This is a genomic window from Paraglaciecola sp. G1-13 (assembly GCF_055809255.1).
Map to the genome: position 1 here is coordinate 865,955 of NZ_CM147903.1, position 15,711 is coordinate 881,665.

The 15,711-nt window shown below is 47.4% G+C and carries 15 protein-coding genes; 1 reads left to right on the top strand and 14 read right to left on the bottom strand.

Features of this window, described 5'->3' with window-relative positions:
- Positions 1–49: 49 nt before the first annotated feature.
- The 4 genes from hppD to AC0L6N_RS03555 form a co-directional block, all read right to left on the bottom strand.
- Positions 50–1,126, bottom strand: a complete 1,077-nt coding sequence (hppD, locus tag AC0L6N_RS03540; protein WP_473478914.1) for a 4-hydroxyphenylpyruvate dioxygenase — start codon at positions 1,124–1,126, stop codon at positions 50–52.
- 361 nt (positions 1,127–1,487) lie between these two features.
- Positions 1,488–1,955 carry a nuclear transport factor 2 family protein gene (locus AC0L6N_RS03545; protein WP_473478916.1) on the bottom strand — a complete coding sequence of 156 codons (468 nt, stop codon included), beginning with the start codon at positions 1,953–1,955 and terminating at the stop codon, positions 1,488–1,490.
- 108 nt (positions 1,956–2,063) lie between these two features.
- A complete protein-coding gene (locus tag AC0L6N_RS03550; protein WP_473478918.1) occupies positions 2,064–4,199 on the bottom strand; it encodes a 2Fe-2S iron-sulfur cluster-binding protein in 2,136 nt (711 codons plus the stop codon).
- Positions 4,200–4,292: 93 nt separating this feature from the next.
- Positions 4,293–4,913 carry a glutathione S-transferase family protein gene (locus AC0L6N_RS03555; RefSeq protein ID WP_473478921.1) on the bottom strand — a complete coding sequence of 207 codons (621 nt, stop codon included), beginning with the start codon at positions 4,911–4,913 and terminating at the stop codon, positions 4,293–4,295.
- A 177-nt stretch (positions 4,914–5,090) separates the two neighbouring features.
- Here AC0L6N_RS03555 and AC0L6N_RS03560 point away from each other — a divergent pair, with 177 nt between their 5' ends.
- Positions 5,091–5,987 (top strand): LysR family transcriptional regulator, encoded by an 897-nt coding sequence (locus AC0L6N_RS03560; RefSeq protein ID WP_473478924.1) that lies wholly within the window; start codon positions 5,091–5,093, stop codon positions 5,985–5,987.
- 9 nt (positions 5,988–5,996) lie between these two features.
- On the opposite strand, the gene cobD is transcribed toward AC0L6N_RS03560, so the two are convergent.
- The 10 genes from cobD to cobT all read right to left on the bottom strand — a co-directional run bounded on the left by cobD (position 5,997) and on the right by cobT (position 15,634).
- Positions 5,997–7,175, bottom strand: coding sequence for a threonine-phosphate decarboxylase CobD (cobD, locus tag AC0L6N_RS03565; protein ID WP_473478926.1), 1,179 nt, complete (start codon positions 7,173–7,175; stop codon positions 5,997–5,999).
- Positions 7,176–7,188: 13 nt separating this feature from the next.
- The gene (locus AC0L6N_RS03570) at positions 7,189–8,244 is read right to left on the bottom strand and encodes a cobalamin biosynthesis protein CobD/CbiB (RefSeq protein ID WP_473481234.1); all 1,056 of its coding nucleotides are present in this window, start codon (positions 8,242–8,244) and stop codon (positions 7,189–7,191) included.
- 22 nt (positions 8,245–8,266) lie between these two features.
- Positions 8,267–9,010 carry a histidine phosphatase family protein gene (locus AC0L6N_RS03575; RefSeq protein ID WP_473478929.1) on the bottom strand — a complete coding sequence of 248 codons (744 nt, stop codon included), beginning with the start codon at positions 9,008–9,010 and terminating at the stop codon, positions 8,267–8,269.
- A 14-nt stretch (positions 9,011–9,024) separates the two neighbouring features.
- The gene (locus tag AC0L6N_RS03580; protein ID WP_473478931.1) at positions 9,025–10,074 is read right to left on the bottom strand and encodes a cobalamin-binding protein; all 1,050 of its coding nucleotides are present in this window, start codon (positions 10,072–10,074) and stop codon (positions 9,025–9,027) included.
- Positions 10,074–10,706, bottom strand: a complete 633-nt coding sequence (gene cobO / locus AC0L6N_RS03585; protein ID WP_473478933.1) for a cob(I)yrinic acid a,c-diamide adenosyltransferase — start codon at positions 10,704–10,706, stop codon at positions 10,074–10,076. Before cobO ends, AC0L6N_RS03580 begins: the two co-directional genes overlap by 1 nt.
- 4 nt (positions 10,707–10,710) lie before the next feature.
- Positions 10,711–12,240 carry a cobyric acid synthase gene (locus AC0L6N_RS03590; RefSeq protein WP_473481235.1) on the bottom strand — a complete coding sequence of 510 codons (1,530 nt, stop codon included), beginning with the start codon at positions 12,238–12,240 and terminating at the stop codon, positions 10,711–10,713.
- A gap of 11 nt (positions 12,241–12,251) precedes the next feature.
- The gene (locus AC0L6N_RS03595; protein ID WP_473481237.1) at positions 12,252–12,914 is read right to left on the bottom strand and encodes a histidine phosphatase family protein; all 663 of its coding nucleotides are present in this window, start codon (positions 12,912–12,914) and stop codon (positions 12,252–12,254) included.
- A gap of 101 nt (positions 12,915–13,015) precedes the next feature.
- Positions 13,016–13,570 carry a bifunctional adenosylcobinamide kinase/adenosylcobinamide-phosphate guanylyltransferase gene (gene cobU / locus AC0L6N_RS03600; protein ID WP_473478935.1) on the bottom strand — a complete coding sequence of 185 codons (555 nt, stop codon included), beginning with the start codon at positions 13,568–13,570 and terminating at the stop codon, positions 13,016–13,018.
- A gap of 85 nt (positions 13,571–13,655) precedes the next feature.
- On the bottom strand, positions 13,656–14,465 hold the full coding sequence (locus AC0L6N_RS03605) for an adenosylcobinamide-GDP ribazoletransferase (protein WP_473478937.1): 810 nt from the start codon (positions 14,463–14,465) through the stop codon (positions 13,656–13,658).
- 35 nt (positions 14,466–14,500) lie between these two features.
- The gene (gene cobT / locus AC0L6N_RS03610; RefSeq protein WP_473481239.1) at positions 14,501–15,634 is read right to left on the bottom strand and encodes a nicotinate-nucleotide--dimethylbenzimidazole phosphoribosyltransferase; all 1,134 of its coding nucleotides are present in this window, start codon (positions 15,632–15,634) and stop codon (positions 14,501–14,503) included.
- Between the last annotated feature and the right edge of the window lie 77 nt (positions 15,635–15,711).

Sequence of the window (15,711 nt, forward strand, 5' to 3'; positions counted from 1 at the left end):
CATTTGACTTGCTTTGTCATAACACAGAGCTGCTTCTTAACCGATGTGATTAGCTGTTTGCCAACACGCCGCGTTCGAGTTGATCGCGCTCTATGGATTCAAATAATGCTTTGAAATTACCTTCACCAAACCCGTCATCTTGTTTACGTTGAATGAATTCGAAAAAGACTGGGCCAAGGGTAGTTTCTGAGAATATCTGCAATAAGAGCCTAGGATCGCCGTTTTGAGTTGTGCCATCTAACAGAATACCTCTTGATTGCAATTCATCAACAGGCTCACCATGACCAGGTAAGCGTTCAGCTAGCATTTCGTAGTAGGTTTCTGGGGGGGCGGTCATGAATTTAACCCCTGACTTTTTTAACCGATCCCAGCAGCTATATAAATCGTCACACGAAAATGCGATGTGCTGTATGCCTTCGCCATTGTATTGCATCAAAAACTCTTCAATTTGACCTCCGCCTCCGGCAGCTTCCTCATTTAATGGAATACGAATTTTTCCATCTGGTGCGGTCATCGCTTTTGATAATAAACCTGTGTATTCGCCTTTGATGTCGAAATAGCGGATTTCACGAAAATTAAATAGGTCTTCATAGTATCGGGCCCAATGATCCATTCTGCCGCGATAAACATTGTGGGTAAGATGGTCAAGAGTGTGGAAACCGCACCCTTCTGGGTTTCGGTCTACGCCCTCAAGCCAGTTAAAATCGATGTCATAGATCGTCTGACCTTGCGCATAACGGTCAATTAAATAAAGGGTGGCGCCGCCAATACCTTTTATTGCTGGTAAACGTAGCTCCATTGGTGCTGTGGGAATGTCTACCGCTTGAGCCCCTTTTCTAATCGCTTCAGAATAAGCAAATTGAGCGTTTTTAACGCGAAACGCTAGCCCGCAAGCTGAAGGCCCGTGTTCTTTTGCATAGTGATATGCATGACTGTTCTTTTCATAATTGGTGATCAAGTTAATGTCACCTTGTCTCCAAAGTTCGACACTTTTAGACTTATGCTTAGCGACTAAGGTGAACCCCATAGCTAAAAACGCAGGCTCTAATATGCCTTTTTCCGGTGCGGTAAATTCAACGAACTCGAAACCATCAAGTCCCATCGGATTTTCAAACAGATCTGTCATCTTCACGTCCTCACATTAATTTGGTAACAAATGTTACTATTTTATGTAGGCTATTCCGTTCCATAGACAAAGTCAAAAACGAGGGGGAATTAGATAAATAGGACCTCTCCCCGGTTGGAATAGTGCGACAGGAAAAAAATATTTTTTGTTAACCTATTGTTGTTATTATGTTTTGTATGAGGAAATGAAAACGAGCCTAGTGTGGCTAAAACGCAAATGGGTAATAATCACCCATTTGGCAGCCCACAAAACTGATATTTGTAAGTAGTCCTTTACACTGTAAAGGAAGCAGTACGCGTAGTGAGAAGCACTCGAGTAGCGCTAAGTTGTAGATTAGCGCTAGCTATGTTTACTTTTTAAGTTATAGCCCAAGTTCAGATAAGTTTGGGTGATCATCAGGGCGGCGACCTTGCGGCCAGTGGAATTTACGCTCTGATTCTTTGATGGGTAAGTCGTTGATGCAAGCGAAACGATTTTGCATTAAGCCATTTTCGTCAAACTCCCAGTTTTCATTACCATACGATCGGAACCAGTTGCCACTGTCGTCGTGCCACTCGTAGGCATAACGCACAGCAATACGGTTTTCTGTGTAGGCCCACAATTCTTTAATGAGGCGATATTCTAGTTCTTTATCCCATTTTGCTTTTAAAAAAGCGGCAGCTTCTTCGCGGTTGTTCACAAAGGTGCTGCGATTGCGCCATTTGGTATCGGCTGTATACGCCAGTGATACCTTTTCAGGGTTTCGGCTGTTCCAGCCATCTTCAGCTAAACGAACTTTTTCCATGGCGCTTTGCTCATTGAACGGGGGTAACGGTGGGCGTGTACTCATGTTTACATCCTCTTTAGGTCGATTAATATTCCATGATGGAACTATTTAACCAGAACTCAGGTTATTTACTAAAAAACGTTTTTATTGAAACTGAATTTTTTGCTTTATTTACAAGGCCAGCGCGATGGTTTGGCTATCTTTAGCGGGGACAGCACAACAAAGTAATATTTCTGACTCGTCGACGTGGGCACTAGGGTTATTGCGATACGTTACGCTACCACTTAGTAGCTTTGCTGCACATGATCCGCATTGGCCATTGCGACAACTGTATTCTGGCGTTAGCCCGCTACTTTCGGCAACTTCAAGTAGGGACTTGTCACCCCTGTTCCAGCTTTGTTCAATACCAGATTGGGCAAATATTATTAAAGCCGATTCAGCTTCTTGCTCCGCGCGAGCACGGAGATCTACTGTTTGGCGCACTAAAGATGATGGTCCGAACGCTTCAGCATGAATGTCGTTATCTTGTACGCCAAGTTCAATTAATACGTCGTATATGCTTTGCATAAAGCCTTGGGGGCCACAAAGATAAAAGTCTTTGTCGAATAGTGATGTTGCATCGTTGCTATTCGCAGTGCCCATTGTATTGAGTACGCCGAGTAATAAGGTGTGGTTTATCCGCCCTTGAGTTGTGTAGTCTATAGATGGCATTGGTTTAGGCGGCTTGCCAGCGTCAATATCACTTAACACAGAGTAATACTGAATACGCCCAGCACTGCGATTAGCGATATCAGTGAGCTCTTGGTAGAACCCCCGCTGGTGTCTATCTTTAGCCGCTTGAATTACGGCCATCGGGCGAACATAACGACTGCGTAACTCTTCACCAAGGGCATCATTTGCCATAGATAACATAGGGGTTATACCGACGCCAGCCCCTATCAAAACAGCAGGGCGCCGTTGTTTGTTGTCGATAAAAAAGTGTCCGCTCGGCGATTTTATGTATATTTCACTGCCCACGCGTACGTTGGCATGTAGCGCGCTTGATACCTGGCCATGGCATTCACGCTTGACCGAAATGCGATAATAATTGCCTGTCGGGGCGCTGGATACGGTGTAATTGCGCACGAGCCATTTGTCAGTGTTGGGCAGTTTGATACGCAAGGTGAGATGTTGGCCTGGGGAAAAGGGCAATACAGGTACATTGTCACTTGGGCATAAGTAGAATGAGCGAATTGTACTGCTTTCGTCTTCTATTTTAGTGACGATAAATGGGCGCCACTGGTTACGTTGTGCTTGTGCTTTTATTATCGCTTCTGCTTGTGCCCAGGTGCCAGTTGCTTTTGCGTTAGGAGAGTAGCTTTCAAAGGCTGCCCGAAACGGTAAGGCCGCTTTTAAGGTTATGCCGCGGGTTAACGTAAATTGCCAGCCGCGTAGTGCCCCTTGAAAGCCTTCGATCAAAGGGGAGTCACTAGCAAGCAGTGTGACTTCACCGGTCAACATAAAAACATCGCCTGTTGTGAAATCGACGAAGAGTAAGCCTGCTTTGGGGTTGATAACAAAGTTGCCTAAGGTGTTGAAAAAGTTATTCCCTGCATAATCTGGGATCGTCAAGGTATTACCTTGTACTTTTATAAAGCCAGGCATGCCACCACGGTGCGAGACATCAACCCCCATAGTACTGCGCGTAGGTTCTCCATTACTCACTGTGTGTTGAGGGTTTTGCCCCGCCGAACTGGCGACAAAAAACGTATCTGCTTGACCAATAAAAGCTGTTAATGAGGCACTCAGTTCAGTAAATTCCTCAATAACAGGTGCCTTAATAGGGGCATCTGGTGAGCGGACAAATTGAATTTCTCGGGTTTGAATATATTGCGGGCAATTGCCAAAAGATTGCTCAACGTCTAATTCAAGCTGATGATTTGAAACCCCAGTAACGGTGGCATTTACCCGGTTGCGTCGCCGCGTAGGCATTTCCAACCCAAGCAGACCCAAGCGAGCCCCTTGCTTGACGGCGGATGCTAGTGGGTCTCCTGTTAGAATAGGCGTATTTACCGTAAGTTTTGTAGGGAAGGGGGACTGCACGAAGCCTGGCTTTCCAGGCAAAATAGACGCCCAAAGTTGCCCTTCATTTGTCGTACTGCCCAGGATCATAAACGGCAGTTGCTGGAAAAACTGCCTATGCTGCTCTGGCATGTATGCGCGGATTGCGCGACGGCCAATGTCGTCCATCTGCTCAAGAGCACCTACACTGGCTTGTAACTGACGCTCACCGTTGTGAAATGGGGTATGAGTGTGGGTAAGTTTCATGAATACTCCAGTACAGGTAATTTAATTTGCTACATTCAAGTGATATGGCTGGATGCACTACCCAGCCAAAAGATAAACAAAAAACGCTAAACGTTAGGCAACAAGACCTGCCTTTGTGGTTGTCATGGGTTTAAACCCATTTAGCGCTTCTACATTTGCTAAAAAGCGACGAACATTTGGGAAATTGGCCAAGGACACATTGCCCTCTGGCGCATGCGCTGTGTAAGTGTAAATAGCGATGTCAGCGATGCTCGGGCTCTCACCGACCAAAAATTCTCTGCCCTCTAAATGCGCTTCTAGTTTCCCTAGTACTTTGTTTGCCGTGGCGATAGCAAAATCAGCATCAAGGGGTGCATTAAACACGGTAATTAAGCGGGCATTACATGGGCCAAACGCTATTTCACCTGCGGCTAATGACAAAAACTGTTGTACTTGCGCTTCGAGCACCGCATCGGTAGGTAAGTAGTCAGGCGCGTACTTGCGTGCCAAATAAACCAAGATCGCATTTGAATCGCTAATAACGGCTTCGCCATCTTGCACCACAGGAACTTGACCCGCTGGGTTGAGTGTTAAAAAGGCGGCTTGTTTGTGCTCGCCAGCAGCTAAGTCCACATTGATCACTTCGTGGGCAATGCCGGCGATATTTGCGAAAAGCTCTACGCGTTGGGCGTGGCCTGATAACGGGAATGAATAAATTTTAATGGGATTGACCATAAAGATGTCCTCTGGTGATTAATTAAAGCGCTGAACCTAAAGCTGTTCAGTGTCGTCGTGTTGAACAAATAATAGACGCGCTCATTTCTGTGAACAATATGTTGATTTGTAGAATTACTATGTACAATATGTTCTCAATTAAATTGTGAAAATTCAGATATCAAATGGGCGAAGTCGATGGACACACTAGAAGGTATGCGGACTTTTATTGCAGTGGCGCGGCAAAAATCGTTTACAAGTGGCGCAAAACAGCTGGGTATTAGCACAAAATTGGCAAGCAAATATATTGGCCAGTTGGAAAAAAAACACGATGCCTTGTTGTTTCATCGTACTACTCGTAGTGTCACATTGACTGAGACCGGGCGGGCTTATTTCGAGCGATGTGTGCCCCTGTTGGAGCAATTTGATGAATTAGAAGATGTGATCCAACATCGTCAATCTGCACTTTCAGGTACTATAAGACTAACGGCACCCACCGCATTTGGCAGCACTAAGTTGGTGGACGCCCTAGCGCCGTTTTTAAAACAACACCCTGATATCAGCGTAGAGCTTAGTTTGTCAGATCAGCGGGTGGCCATTATCGACGAAGGGGTAGACGTGGCAATTCGCTTTGGCGATCTACAGGACTCGACTCTTATCGCCAAAAAGTTGATGGATATGCGCGTTGTGGTATTTGCTTCCCCCGAGTATTTAGCGCAAAAAGGTGCACCAAGTCATCCGAATGCCTTAGCCACTCACCACTGCTTATTGCAAAAGTCACAAGTGGATCCGCTAAATTGGAAATTCAAAGAAAATGGCCTGACGTTTAATGTGAATGTGCATGGGGTGTTTGCGTCAAACTCCCCTCGGGCTGTTACGCAGATGGCGGCGCAGGGGCTGGGCATAGGCATGGGGCCAATTTATGTCACTGAACCTTACGTAAAAGAGGGGAGCTTGCAGATATTGTTTGAGGAATTCGAAGCGAACCAACTGACGTTGAGTGCAGTGTATGCATCAAACCGGCATCTGCCGGCACGCATTAGAGCATTGCTTGATCATTTAGCGAGCACGTTTAGCCAACAGCAGTGCTTTTGATAAAGTCACTTACAAGAGTCGCTGAATCGGCGATGTGTGTAATGCGTCTTTTAACCTTATCAGGCCCTGTTCGTTCGCAATACCAAATCGTAGGGCGTCTTTTTCGTCGCATAAGCGCACGTAAATCCCTTGCTGGCATAAAGCGTCAAAAATTGCGGGGGCGTTGGGTGTGTGAACCGTTTTGAATAGTAACGTGCCATGCACAGGTTGTGTGAATAGTTGTTTCAGTGTGCTTTGTAATGCGCTACTTAAACGCCAGAGTACAACCCTTTGTTCTTCTTGCCAGCGTTTATCTGCTAGTGCCTGTTCGCCAACGAAAAGCGCAGGGCCGCTTACCGCCCAAGGGCCTAATAATAAGGCCATTGCATTAAGCCAAGTTTCATTTGCCAGTACGAACCCTAAGCGGATACCTGCTAACCCGAAAAACTTGCCCACTGAGCGTAATATAATCAAGGCGTCGCTGTAGTCTTGGTGCTTAGCGCCTGCCTGCTGCGGAGTTGCGCTATTACGCCGCCTAAATGCTTGCACCATGGATTCTTCCGGTGTTGCATCCATAAAGGCTTCGTCAATGATCAAAAGCCCTTGTTTGGCATGAATGTCTTTGTGTAATTGGTCGACGTACGCCTTTGGATAATGTTCACCCGTAGGATTGTTTGGATTGATCAGTAGCACAATATCCTTGTGCCCTATTTGGCTTAACTCAGTAACGTCAGTGTAATCGAGAGTTTGATACTGGTCTTTTTGCCATGCTTTGCGATGTTCTTGATAGCCTACTTTTGGCAGCCATACCCTGCTGTTCGCAAAGCCTCGGGCGCGGCACAGTTGCGGTAGCATTTGAATAATGCTTTGGCTGCCAGGGGTTGGCAGCAAATGGTGGGTTTGATAGTAGCCACGTGCGGCGTGTAATAGCCCTTCATTATTTTGTGGTAAACGTTGCCAGCAAGCTGTGGGAATTATGCCAACAGGATAGGCGATAGGCGCAATGCCAGTGGATAAATCAAGCCAGTCTTTTTCCTCTATATGGTAACGCTGGGCCATGGTGCTTAATTGCCCGCCGTGCATTAATGGCTGTTCTGCATCAACGTTTGTCGCATCGCTTGGCGCACTTTTTAGTATATCGGTTGCCCCATCACCCGTTTGATTGACCTGTGTTGGAGCGCGGGTTACGGCCGTTGTATTTTTATCCATAAAAATAAATCCTTTAGAAAATGATGTCGGTACTGAGGCCGCAAAAGCTGCATAGTGCGATTAGCCCTATCAACCCCAATAACCCACAAAGCAAAATAGCACTTGAAAATAGCCAGGCACTGCGCTGCACCAGGCGAATGCTGCGGGGTATGTCGGTCAAGGTAACGCGCTCTCCACTGCCTAATATTGGGCTATGTACTGTGTTGCCTTGATATTGTGATGCTCCCCCAATTGTGAAGCCAAGCGCACCGGCGCCAGTGGCCATACAGCGACCGCCGTTTTTGCTCTTGTAGCCCTTAGCTTGCTGCCATGCGCGTGCTAAATGTGTGAAACGAATAGGTGCCGGAGCGGCCAATACATACAGTAGGGAGGTGCAATAAGCGCTTAACCAACCAAGATGGTCGTCCGTTCGGGCGGCCCACCAACCAAAGTGCAAAAAGCGCGGTGATTTATAGCCCCACATAGCATCAAGGGTATTGCTAAGACGATGAAGAGCCGCCAGTGGAGCGCCGCCGATGGCAAAATAAAACAAGCTGGCTATCACGCCGTCATGACCATTTTCTAGAACAGATTCTACTGCGGCGCGGCTCATGTTGTTTGGCGTTAACTCGGTAGTATCTCGGCTAACCATATAGCTGGTGAAATGTCGCGCTTGGGCTAAATCTCCTTCTGCTAATGGCTGGTATATCTGCATGGCGTGCTCTTTGAGGCTTTGCATGCCAATAGCTAAATACAATATCGAGGCGTTTAATAAGGACATGCAGCCCGCTAGCAATACAGCGTCGTTGCTCAGGGCATATTGCATGACGCCATAGTTGAGCACCCATAACGTCATTGGTAGAGGCAGGACAAGTATGAGCCAACACAGAGCACCTTTGATGCGTTTTTTTGCTAGGGATGCTTGCTGTGCCGTGAATAGTTGAGCGTTAACTTTAGCCTCTAAGCGATTTGCTAAATGCCCAAACCCCACAAGGGGATGAAAGCGTTTAGGCTCACCTAATACTTTATCAAGCAGCAAGGCGAACAGCATTTGCGCGCCTATTACAGCCAAGCTTGAAAAAGATAACATGGTCGCCACCCAAGCGCTGAGCTCAGTCAAGCAAGCCGCCCCATTCCAGCGTGTCATTTTGATAGCTAAGCAATATGCCTTGGGTGTTTGGGAGCAACATAGGTGGCCTAAATAAGCTCATTAAGCAGGCAATGGCGTCGCCATGGCTGATAACGAGCACATTGTGCTGCGCTTGTGATGGCTTGCTGTTTAGTGCTTTGGAATACGCAATACAGACGAGCGCTTTTTGCATTCGCTCGCGAACCGTGGCTGTGCTTTCACTCTGCTTTAAGTTGTTATTAAGGTCACGGCTGTTCGTTCGCTTAAGGCTGTTTTCTGGCTCAGGGCTGTTTTCTAGCTCAAGGCTGTTTTCTGGCTCAAGGCTGTTCGGCGGAGTGATGTGCGTTTGTTGGTAGCACAGCTGATTAAATGCATGGAATTCCGGTAATTGCTTTATGGGTTTGCCTTGCCAATCGCCTAAATGGCGTTCTGCTAAATCTGCAAAGTTTTGTGGCTCGAGGCGCAATGAGCCTTTTGCGCCGTTGTTGAGTGCTTGGGCGCAAATGTCCGCCGTTTGCTGAGCTCGGCCAAGATGCGAACTAACGATATGATTGATTTTCCAATGCTTGGCTTTCAACGCTAGGGCTTGTGCTTGCGCTATTCCCTTTGCGGTTAGCGAGCTTTCTAAGTGCCCTTGTAATAACCCCTTGGCGTTAAATTCACTTTGCCCATGACGGCAAAGGTAAAAATGGACCGTATCAGGGGGAGCAGCGGTAATAGAGATCACGTATGCAAACTCGGTTAATGGGGTAACGGCGTATCAGTCTGGTAAAACTGACGGGCCTTATCGATTTGTTCGCACATCAGTGCCACTTCATCCAACATGCGGCTGGTCATGCGGTGTACTTTGTCAGCATTGGGGTGAAAGATAAAACCGTTCTTGGCTGCTGGAATGTGTTGCCACTGGGCCCAATTCAAAGCGTCAGGCGTATCGGAGGCATGCTGCGTGGGTTGAATAATGACTTGTGGCAACGCCACTAGCACTTGCTCTAAACCGACAGACGGATAGTCATCACTGGCGTTGGCAAACGGGTTTTTGGCACCACAAAGGGCTAATTGTTGTTGCGGCCATGCATTGTTTGCCACGGTGCGCAGTGGCCTAGACCAAAGCTCATAAAAGGTGCGCATAGGGGGCTTTTTGGAATAGCGCGCTTTGAGCCTGTCGAGCTGCGCCGTATAATGTGAAGCGGCCTGTTCGGCAAGGTCTTCGCGCCCCGTAAGCTGACCTAGCATGAGAAGTTCGTCACCGACCTGTGACAAGGTCCTAGGGTTTGAATATATAACCTTAATTTTGTACTGCTTCAGCCGTGCTAAATCATCTCCCGGATTACCGGTTTTCCAAGCAATCACTACGTCAGGCTGCAGTTGCACGATCTTTTCGATTTGTAGACGGGCGTAGTTACCAATTTGTAGAATGTCTTTGGCCGCTTCTGGGTAATCTGCATGGGCGGTTGTGGCGATAATTTGCTGGCCCGCACCTACTTCAAAAAGCGATTCGACGATATGTGGCGCTAACGCAATAATGCGCAGTTTTTGCCGTTTATCTTTGCTAAGTTGACTTATTTCATCAAAGATAGCGTCAGCTTCTGATATTTCAGATTGCGCTCTATTGCTTGGGTTGCTGGCCGCGTTATTTACCTCATTGCCAGGCACATCATCAACAGCGGTATTAGCATTGGCACGTTCACTTTTAGTTGTTTCATTTTGGGCAGAAACGCTTGATGCATTGAACGCTAGCACGACAATACAGGTTAACAGACAAACGAGCCTATTTTGCTTTGTCGGTGCCATTACCAATCAATTCCCTTTTGCGCCTTAATACCTGCTTCAAATGCATGCTTGATAGGGCGTACTTCGCTGACGGTGTCGGCTAATTCGATAACCGCGCGGTGACAGGCGCGGCCCGTTATTACCACATGCTGATTGGCAGGACGATTTTCCAGAGCGGCTAATACGTCATCCAAATCGATGTATTTGTAGGTCAACATGTAGGTGATTTCATCGAGTAGCAGCAAATCGATGCTTGGGTCTTGCAAGCAGGCTTTGCTAAATTCCCAGGCTTTTTGTGCTGCGGCTTTGTCGGTTTCCTTGTCTTGGGTTTCCCAAGTGAAGCCCGTGCCCATAACGTGAAACTCCACGCCTAGTTTTTCTAATAAATCACGCTCACCGCAGGGCCAAGTGCCTTTTACGTATTGCACGACGCAAGCTTTTAAGCCATGACCGACTGCTCGGGCGACTGTGCCAAAACCCGAGGTAGACTTACCTTTGCCATTACCTGTGATGACAATCAATACACCTTTTTCGACTTGCGCGTTGGCGATACGCTCGTCCACTTTGGCTTTTTGCTGCTGCATACGTGCTTTATGGCGATTGTTTTCGTCTTTTTTTTCTTCTTTATTGTCGTTAGATGGGGTGTCAGACATGAGTTTATGCTCCCTCTTTGCTGTGGGTGGCCGCGCTGGAAAAAGACGGCGCGGTAAATTGTTGTTCGATAATGGTGTGAATGGCATCCCAGTTGAGATGCCCTTGGCACACCTGAGCTAAGCGCTCTATTTCGCGCTCTTGTTGCGCCCCGTAATCCTCGGCGAGTTCTGTATTGGCACCCGCCCAAGCAAGTATATGCTGCAAAGCCTGTGGTGAATCGAACAAGCCATGTAAATAACTACCCGCAACTTGGTTGTCTTCACTGATACAGCCTTCATACTCGCCGTTGTTTAATAAGATCATCGGCTTGGCATTATCAGCTCGCACGCTAGTGCCTATGTGAATTTCGTAGCCTCGAATAGGTGCGCTGCCATTTTCATGGATTAATAAGTCTCCGTGACTTTGGGTAAGCTGTTTTTGTGCTTGTAATTGCGTGGTGATAGGCAAATAACCTAAGCCTTCGCTGGTGCCTGGCGTATCTTCAACGCCGCTGGGATCCGCAATACTTTGGCCCAACATTTGATAGCCACCGCAAATACCCAATACTTTACCGGAGTAGCGTAGGTGACGTTGTAAGCTTTCGTCCCATCGCATCTTTTTTAGCAATGCTAGGTCGGCACGCACATTCTTGCTACCCGGCAATATGATCAAATCACACGCTGGAATAGGGCGGCCTTGGGCCACAAAGGTCAGTTTTACTTGGGGGTGTACGCGCAGCATATCGAAATCGGTGTGATTACTGATGCGTTTAAACACAGGAACACATATGTGTATTCGTATGTTTTTTTCATCTAAATTCTGTTCTGCTTGAATGGCGTCTTCAGCGGCCAATTGTAAGTTGTGAATATAGGGCAGTACACCTAACACCGGTTTTTTCGTTCGGTCTTCTAACCAGGTTAAACCTGACTCGAGTAGTTTGATGTCACCACGAAACTTGTTAATGACAAAGCCGACGACGCGGTTTTGTTCAGATTCTGAGAGTAAATCTAATGTGCCAACAAGTTGGGCAAATACGCCGCCGCGATCGATATCCGCCACTATGATCACCGGGCAATCAACCGCTTCAGCAAAACCCATATTGGCGATGTCGCCTTTGCGCAAATTAATCTCCGCTGGGCTGCCTGCGCCTTCTACCACAATCACGTCGTACTCTTGCGTTAAGCGCTGATGGGAACTCAGTACGGCTTGCATAGCGACTTTTTTGTAGTCATGGTATTTCTTGGCTTGCATGTCTGACACCGCTTTACCCTGAATGATCACCTGTGCGCCAGTATCTGAACTGGGTTTCAGTAACACTGGGTTCATGTGAACACTGGGCTCAACGCCGGCCGCTTGTGCTTGAACCGCTTGCGCACGGCCTATTTCACCGCCATCTTTAGTAACAGCGCTATTGAGGGCCATATTTTGTGGCTTAAAGGGAGCCACCCGAACGCCGCTGTTTTTCAGGCAGCGACAAAACCCCGCCACGAGCATGCTTTTACCTGCATCTGACGTAGTGCCTTGGATCATGATGGTCGCGCTTTTAGCGCTCATGCTTTTAGCGGTCATAGTGCGTTCTCGTTAAACGCTGGTTTGGCGATAAAGCTCACCACAGGAACCGCTTGCTCGTATTCTGCGATAGCGATACGCGTTAGGCTGGCATAGCCAATTTGCAACTTGGCGTACCAATCACCCTGTTGCCAATTTGCTGATAACACATCAGCTAAAATTTGGCGTATCACGCCGCCATGGCTAACCACTAAGCAGTTTTGCCCTTGGTGCTGGCTGGTTAAACGCTGCCAACAATTTACTACCCGTTGATGAAAACGTTCTAAGGATTCGGCGTTTGGTAAGGTGTTATGCATAGGTTCTTGCCAAAACGCATTTAGCTCAAGCCATTGCTCGCTTAAGTCATCAAAGGGGATACCGTCATACAAACCAAAATCACACTCTTGAAGGTCGTCTTCAATCACCAGGGGTACGGATAAAAATTCAGCGAATGCCTTGGCAAAATGCAGGCAACGCAGGCGAGGGGATGAAATGATGACATCCACTTTTGACGTTTTTTGCATTTGCGCTTGCATAGCGTGTAAACCTTGTTCACTAAGGGGAATGTCGGTCTTGCCATAAAGTGCGCTGGGGCCATCAACTTGACCATGGCGCAGTAAATTGAACGTGGTTGCTGCGCCATGGTCAAGTCGATGGCTACCCACTGAACGGCTACCCATTGAACGGCTGCTCAGTGCAGGGCTATCGTCAGTATTACTATTCACAGCGACATGATTTACCGCGTTATCATTCGCTGCGCTATCTTTCACAGGTTTGCTACTCATTTTTGAGGACTCTTTAATGCCATGGGTAACCCTGCGGCAACAAAGGTGACGTGATCTGCAATACTTGCCACAGCTTGATTCAACCAACCCGCTTGATCAACGAACTCTCGAGTGACTTCCCCCATAGGGATAACGCCCAAGCCAACTTCGTTTGCCACCATAATTATACTTGATTCACTTGCGCGAAGGGCCTGGGTGAAGCCTTGAAATAGGATGCTGAAATCTTGTTGTGGTTGATGGTAAAGCTGGTTGTTGAGCCAAAGGGTTAAACAGTCGATGAGCAGTATCGGCTGTTCGCTATCAGTTGTAACGCCCTTATCTGAATAGAGCTCGATATACTCAATTAAATTCAGAGGCACTTCAGCTAACGCCCAATGTGCTGGGCGCTCCTGTTGATGGCGCATAATACGCTTGCTCATTTCTGTGTCTGTCGCGGTGGCGGTAGCGACAAAGGTGACATCTTTGCCGGATTGTTGGCTTAGAGTGAGGGCTTGTTGCAACGCAAAGTTTGATTTGCCAGAGCGAGCACCGCCAATAATTAAATGCAGCATTGTTAAGCTCTCCAACAAAATATTTGTAATGATTCAACGCGACGTTTGAGGGGTAAGTTTAAGACTGTTTTTATCAATAGGACGTTCATAAAAGAAAGCCTATGGTCTGCTCATTCACTGTTTTAGGTAACGTGATAATCAACAAAAGATAGATGAGTAACTCTTGGGTTTGTTGAGCAAAGCCTAAGCAGTCCCCTGTATAGCCATCAATGTGTTTTTTAAACCAATGTTTGAGGGCAAAGCGCAGCACACATGCACTGACTATGACGAGTATTGCACTGTATAGTGGTAACCATAGTACCGCAGGTACACTTGAGGCGAGCAGCCAAAGTAACACCCGAGGTTGCATAGGCTGTGCTAACGAGTCACTTTTACTGTTATCACTATTTTTGCGTGCATAGGCGAGGTGTTGCACATGCGAAATAGCCAACCCGCGAGACAAAGGGTAGGCAATGGCTAGGGCCAGCAGTAGGTGCTGATCCGCGGCTAGCGAGCTCAGCAGTATAAACTTGCTCAATAGCGCACAAATCAGTGCGCACGTGCCGTATGTGCCAATTTGGCTGTCTTTCATGATGGTCAACTTGCGCGTGATACTCTGACCCCCCCAAAAACCGTCGGCCGTATCTGCTAGGCCATCTTCATGTATTGCGCCCGTTAGCATTAAACTAAATATAATAAGCAAGCATACTGTCGGTTCTCGTCCTACATAGGGCAGCATGAAGCAGTAAAATGCGCTTAATAAAGCAGCCAGCAGCCAGCCAACTAATGGGAAATATCGTCCCGCTTGGTGCAATTTTTGTGGGCTGTAAACAATTGCAGTCGGCACCGGTAAGCGGGTGAAAAAACTCACTGCTAATAGTATTAAATTGAACTGATATTTTAAAAATCGAGTCATGTTCGTCTTTATTTCGCTAACGTGGTGCTAGTCATTTATACCGTTACGCCAGCGCTCTCAAATGTGGCCATATCATTGTAGAAACTGGCTGCTGCTTGCAACAAGGGTAAAGCCAGCGCTGCACCAGTGCCCTCGCCAAGGCGCAAACCTAAAGACAATAGCGGCCGAGCGTCTAATTGAGCCAACACTTGCTGGTGGGCATATTCTGCTGAACAGTGGGCAAATAGCATATAATCCCGTGCGCGCGGCGCAATACGCACGGCAATCAGCGCTGCTACACTGACAATGAATCCATCCACTAAGATGCTTTTACCGGCTTTAGCGGTTTCGAGTATGGCACCCACAATTTGTGCGATTTCAAAACCACCTACTTCCATCAGTGCGGTTTTAGGGGTAAAGGCCTTTGTACCGTGGGCTTTATTGACTCGCTCTAAAGCATCTTCGATGAGCTGAATTTTTTTCGTTAGTTGTTCATCCGTTATGCCCGTGCCTTTGCCTGTTGTGCGCTGTGGGCTCAACCCGCAAATGAGGGATAACAAGGCTGATGCACTACTGGTATTGCCAATGCCCATTTCGCCAAATGCCAGCACATTGCTGCCTTGGGCAATATGCTGTGCAGCAACGTTTGCGCCCATCGTCAGCGCTAGCTCTGCTTGGGCTGGTGTCATCGCAGCTTGTTTTGAAAAATCAGCCGTACCTTGGCCTATTTGCTGTTCAATCAACATATTGCTTGCTGACAGGCGGGCATTGCCACTCACTGGGCTGAGCATACCGGCATCGACGACTTTCATCTGCCAGCCTAGCGTGGTGCTAAAGCAGTTGATTGCCGCGCCACCATTGAGAAAATTGCTCACCATTTGCTGGGTGACGTCAGATGGGGCAATACTGATGCCATTGGCGGCAATGCCGTGATCGGCGGCAAATACCAGCATAACTGGCTTATTTATGTCGATTCGGGTGTCAATACGGCTGCCTGTTTGCGAGAGGCTTTCTTGTATTTGAGCAAGCTGGCGAGCGAGATCTTCAAGCTGGCCTAGGGCTCCTAAGGGTTTAGTTTTATTGTTAATTCGCTCATCTATATCGCTGAGGTTACTGGTATCGACGGGGGATATTTGCCAGTGAGACTGATCGAATACGGATGAAGATAATGAGTGTTGTTGTTCTGACATTTTTTGTGCCTTCCTTGATGTCTTGTGAACTGGCTTTATCGCTTCTTGCATTGAGCGTGAGGGTGCTTTCTCTGAGT

What these genes read in the sequence shown, in the direction of transcription:
- AC0L6N_RS03605 (WP_473478937.1), bottom strand. Translation starts at nt 14,465, where the DNA reads ATGACTCGATTTTTAAAATATCAGTTCAATTTAATACTATTAGCAGTG.
- cobD (WP_473478926.1), bottom strand. Translation starts at nt 7,175, where the DNA reads ATGGATAAAAATACAACGGCCGTAACCCGCGCTCCAACACAGGTCAAT.
- cobT (WP_473481239.1), bottom strand. Translation starts at nt 15,634, where the DNA reads ATGTCAGAACAACAACACTCATTATCTTCATCCGTATTCGATCAGTCT.
- AC0L6N_RS03580 (WP_473478931.1), bottom strand. Translation starts at nt 10,074, where the DNA reads ATGGCACCGACAAAGCAAAATAGGCTCGTTTGTCTGTTAACCTGTATT.
- AC0L6N_RS03570 (WP_473481234.1), bottom strand. Translation starts at nt 8,244, where the DNA reads ATGTTATCTTTTTCAAGCTTGGCTGTAATAGGCGCGCAAATGCTGTTC.
- hppD (WP_473478914.1), bottom strand. Translation starts at nt 1,126, where the DNA reads ATGACAGATCTGTTTGAAAATCCGATGGGACTTGATGGTTTCGAGTTC.
- AC0L6N_RS03590 (WP_473481235.1), bottom strand. Translation starts at nt 12,240, where the DNA reads ATGAGCGCTAAAAGCGCGACCATCATGATCCAAGGCACTACGTCAGAT.
- AC0L6N_RS03545 (WP_473478916.1), bottom strand. Translation starts at nt 1,955, where the DNA reads ATGAGTACACGCCCACCGTTACCCCCGTTCAATGAGCAAAGCGCCATG.
- AC0L6N_RS03595 (WP_473481237.1), bottom strand. Translation starts at nt 12,914, where the DNA reads ATGGGTAGCCGTTCAGTGGGTAGCCATCGACTTGACCATGGCGCAGCA.
- AC0L6N_RS03560 (WP_473478924.1), top strand. Translation starts at nt 5,091, where the DNA reads ATGGACACACTAGAAGGTATGCGGACTTTTATTGCAGTGGCGCGGCAA.
- AC0L6N_RS03550 (WP_473478918.1), bottom strand. Translation starts at nt 4,199, where the DNA reads ATGAAACTTACCCACACTCATACCCCATTTCACAACGGTGAGCGTCAG.
- cobO (WP_473478933.1), bottom strand. Translation starts at nt 10,706, where the DNA reads ATGTCTGACACCCCATCTAACGACAATAAAGAAGAAAAAAAAGACGAA.
- cobU (WP_473478935.1), bottom strand. Translation starts at nt 13,570, where the DNA reads ATGCTGCATTTAATTATTGGCGGTGCTCGCTCTGGCAAATCAAACTTT.
- AC0L6N_RS03555 (WP_473478921.1), bottom strand. Translation starts at nt 4,913, where the DNA reads ATGGTCAATCCCATTAAAATTTATTCATTCCCGTTATCAGGCCACGCC.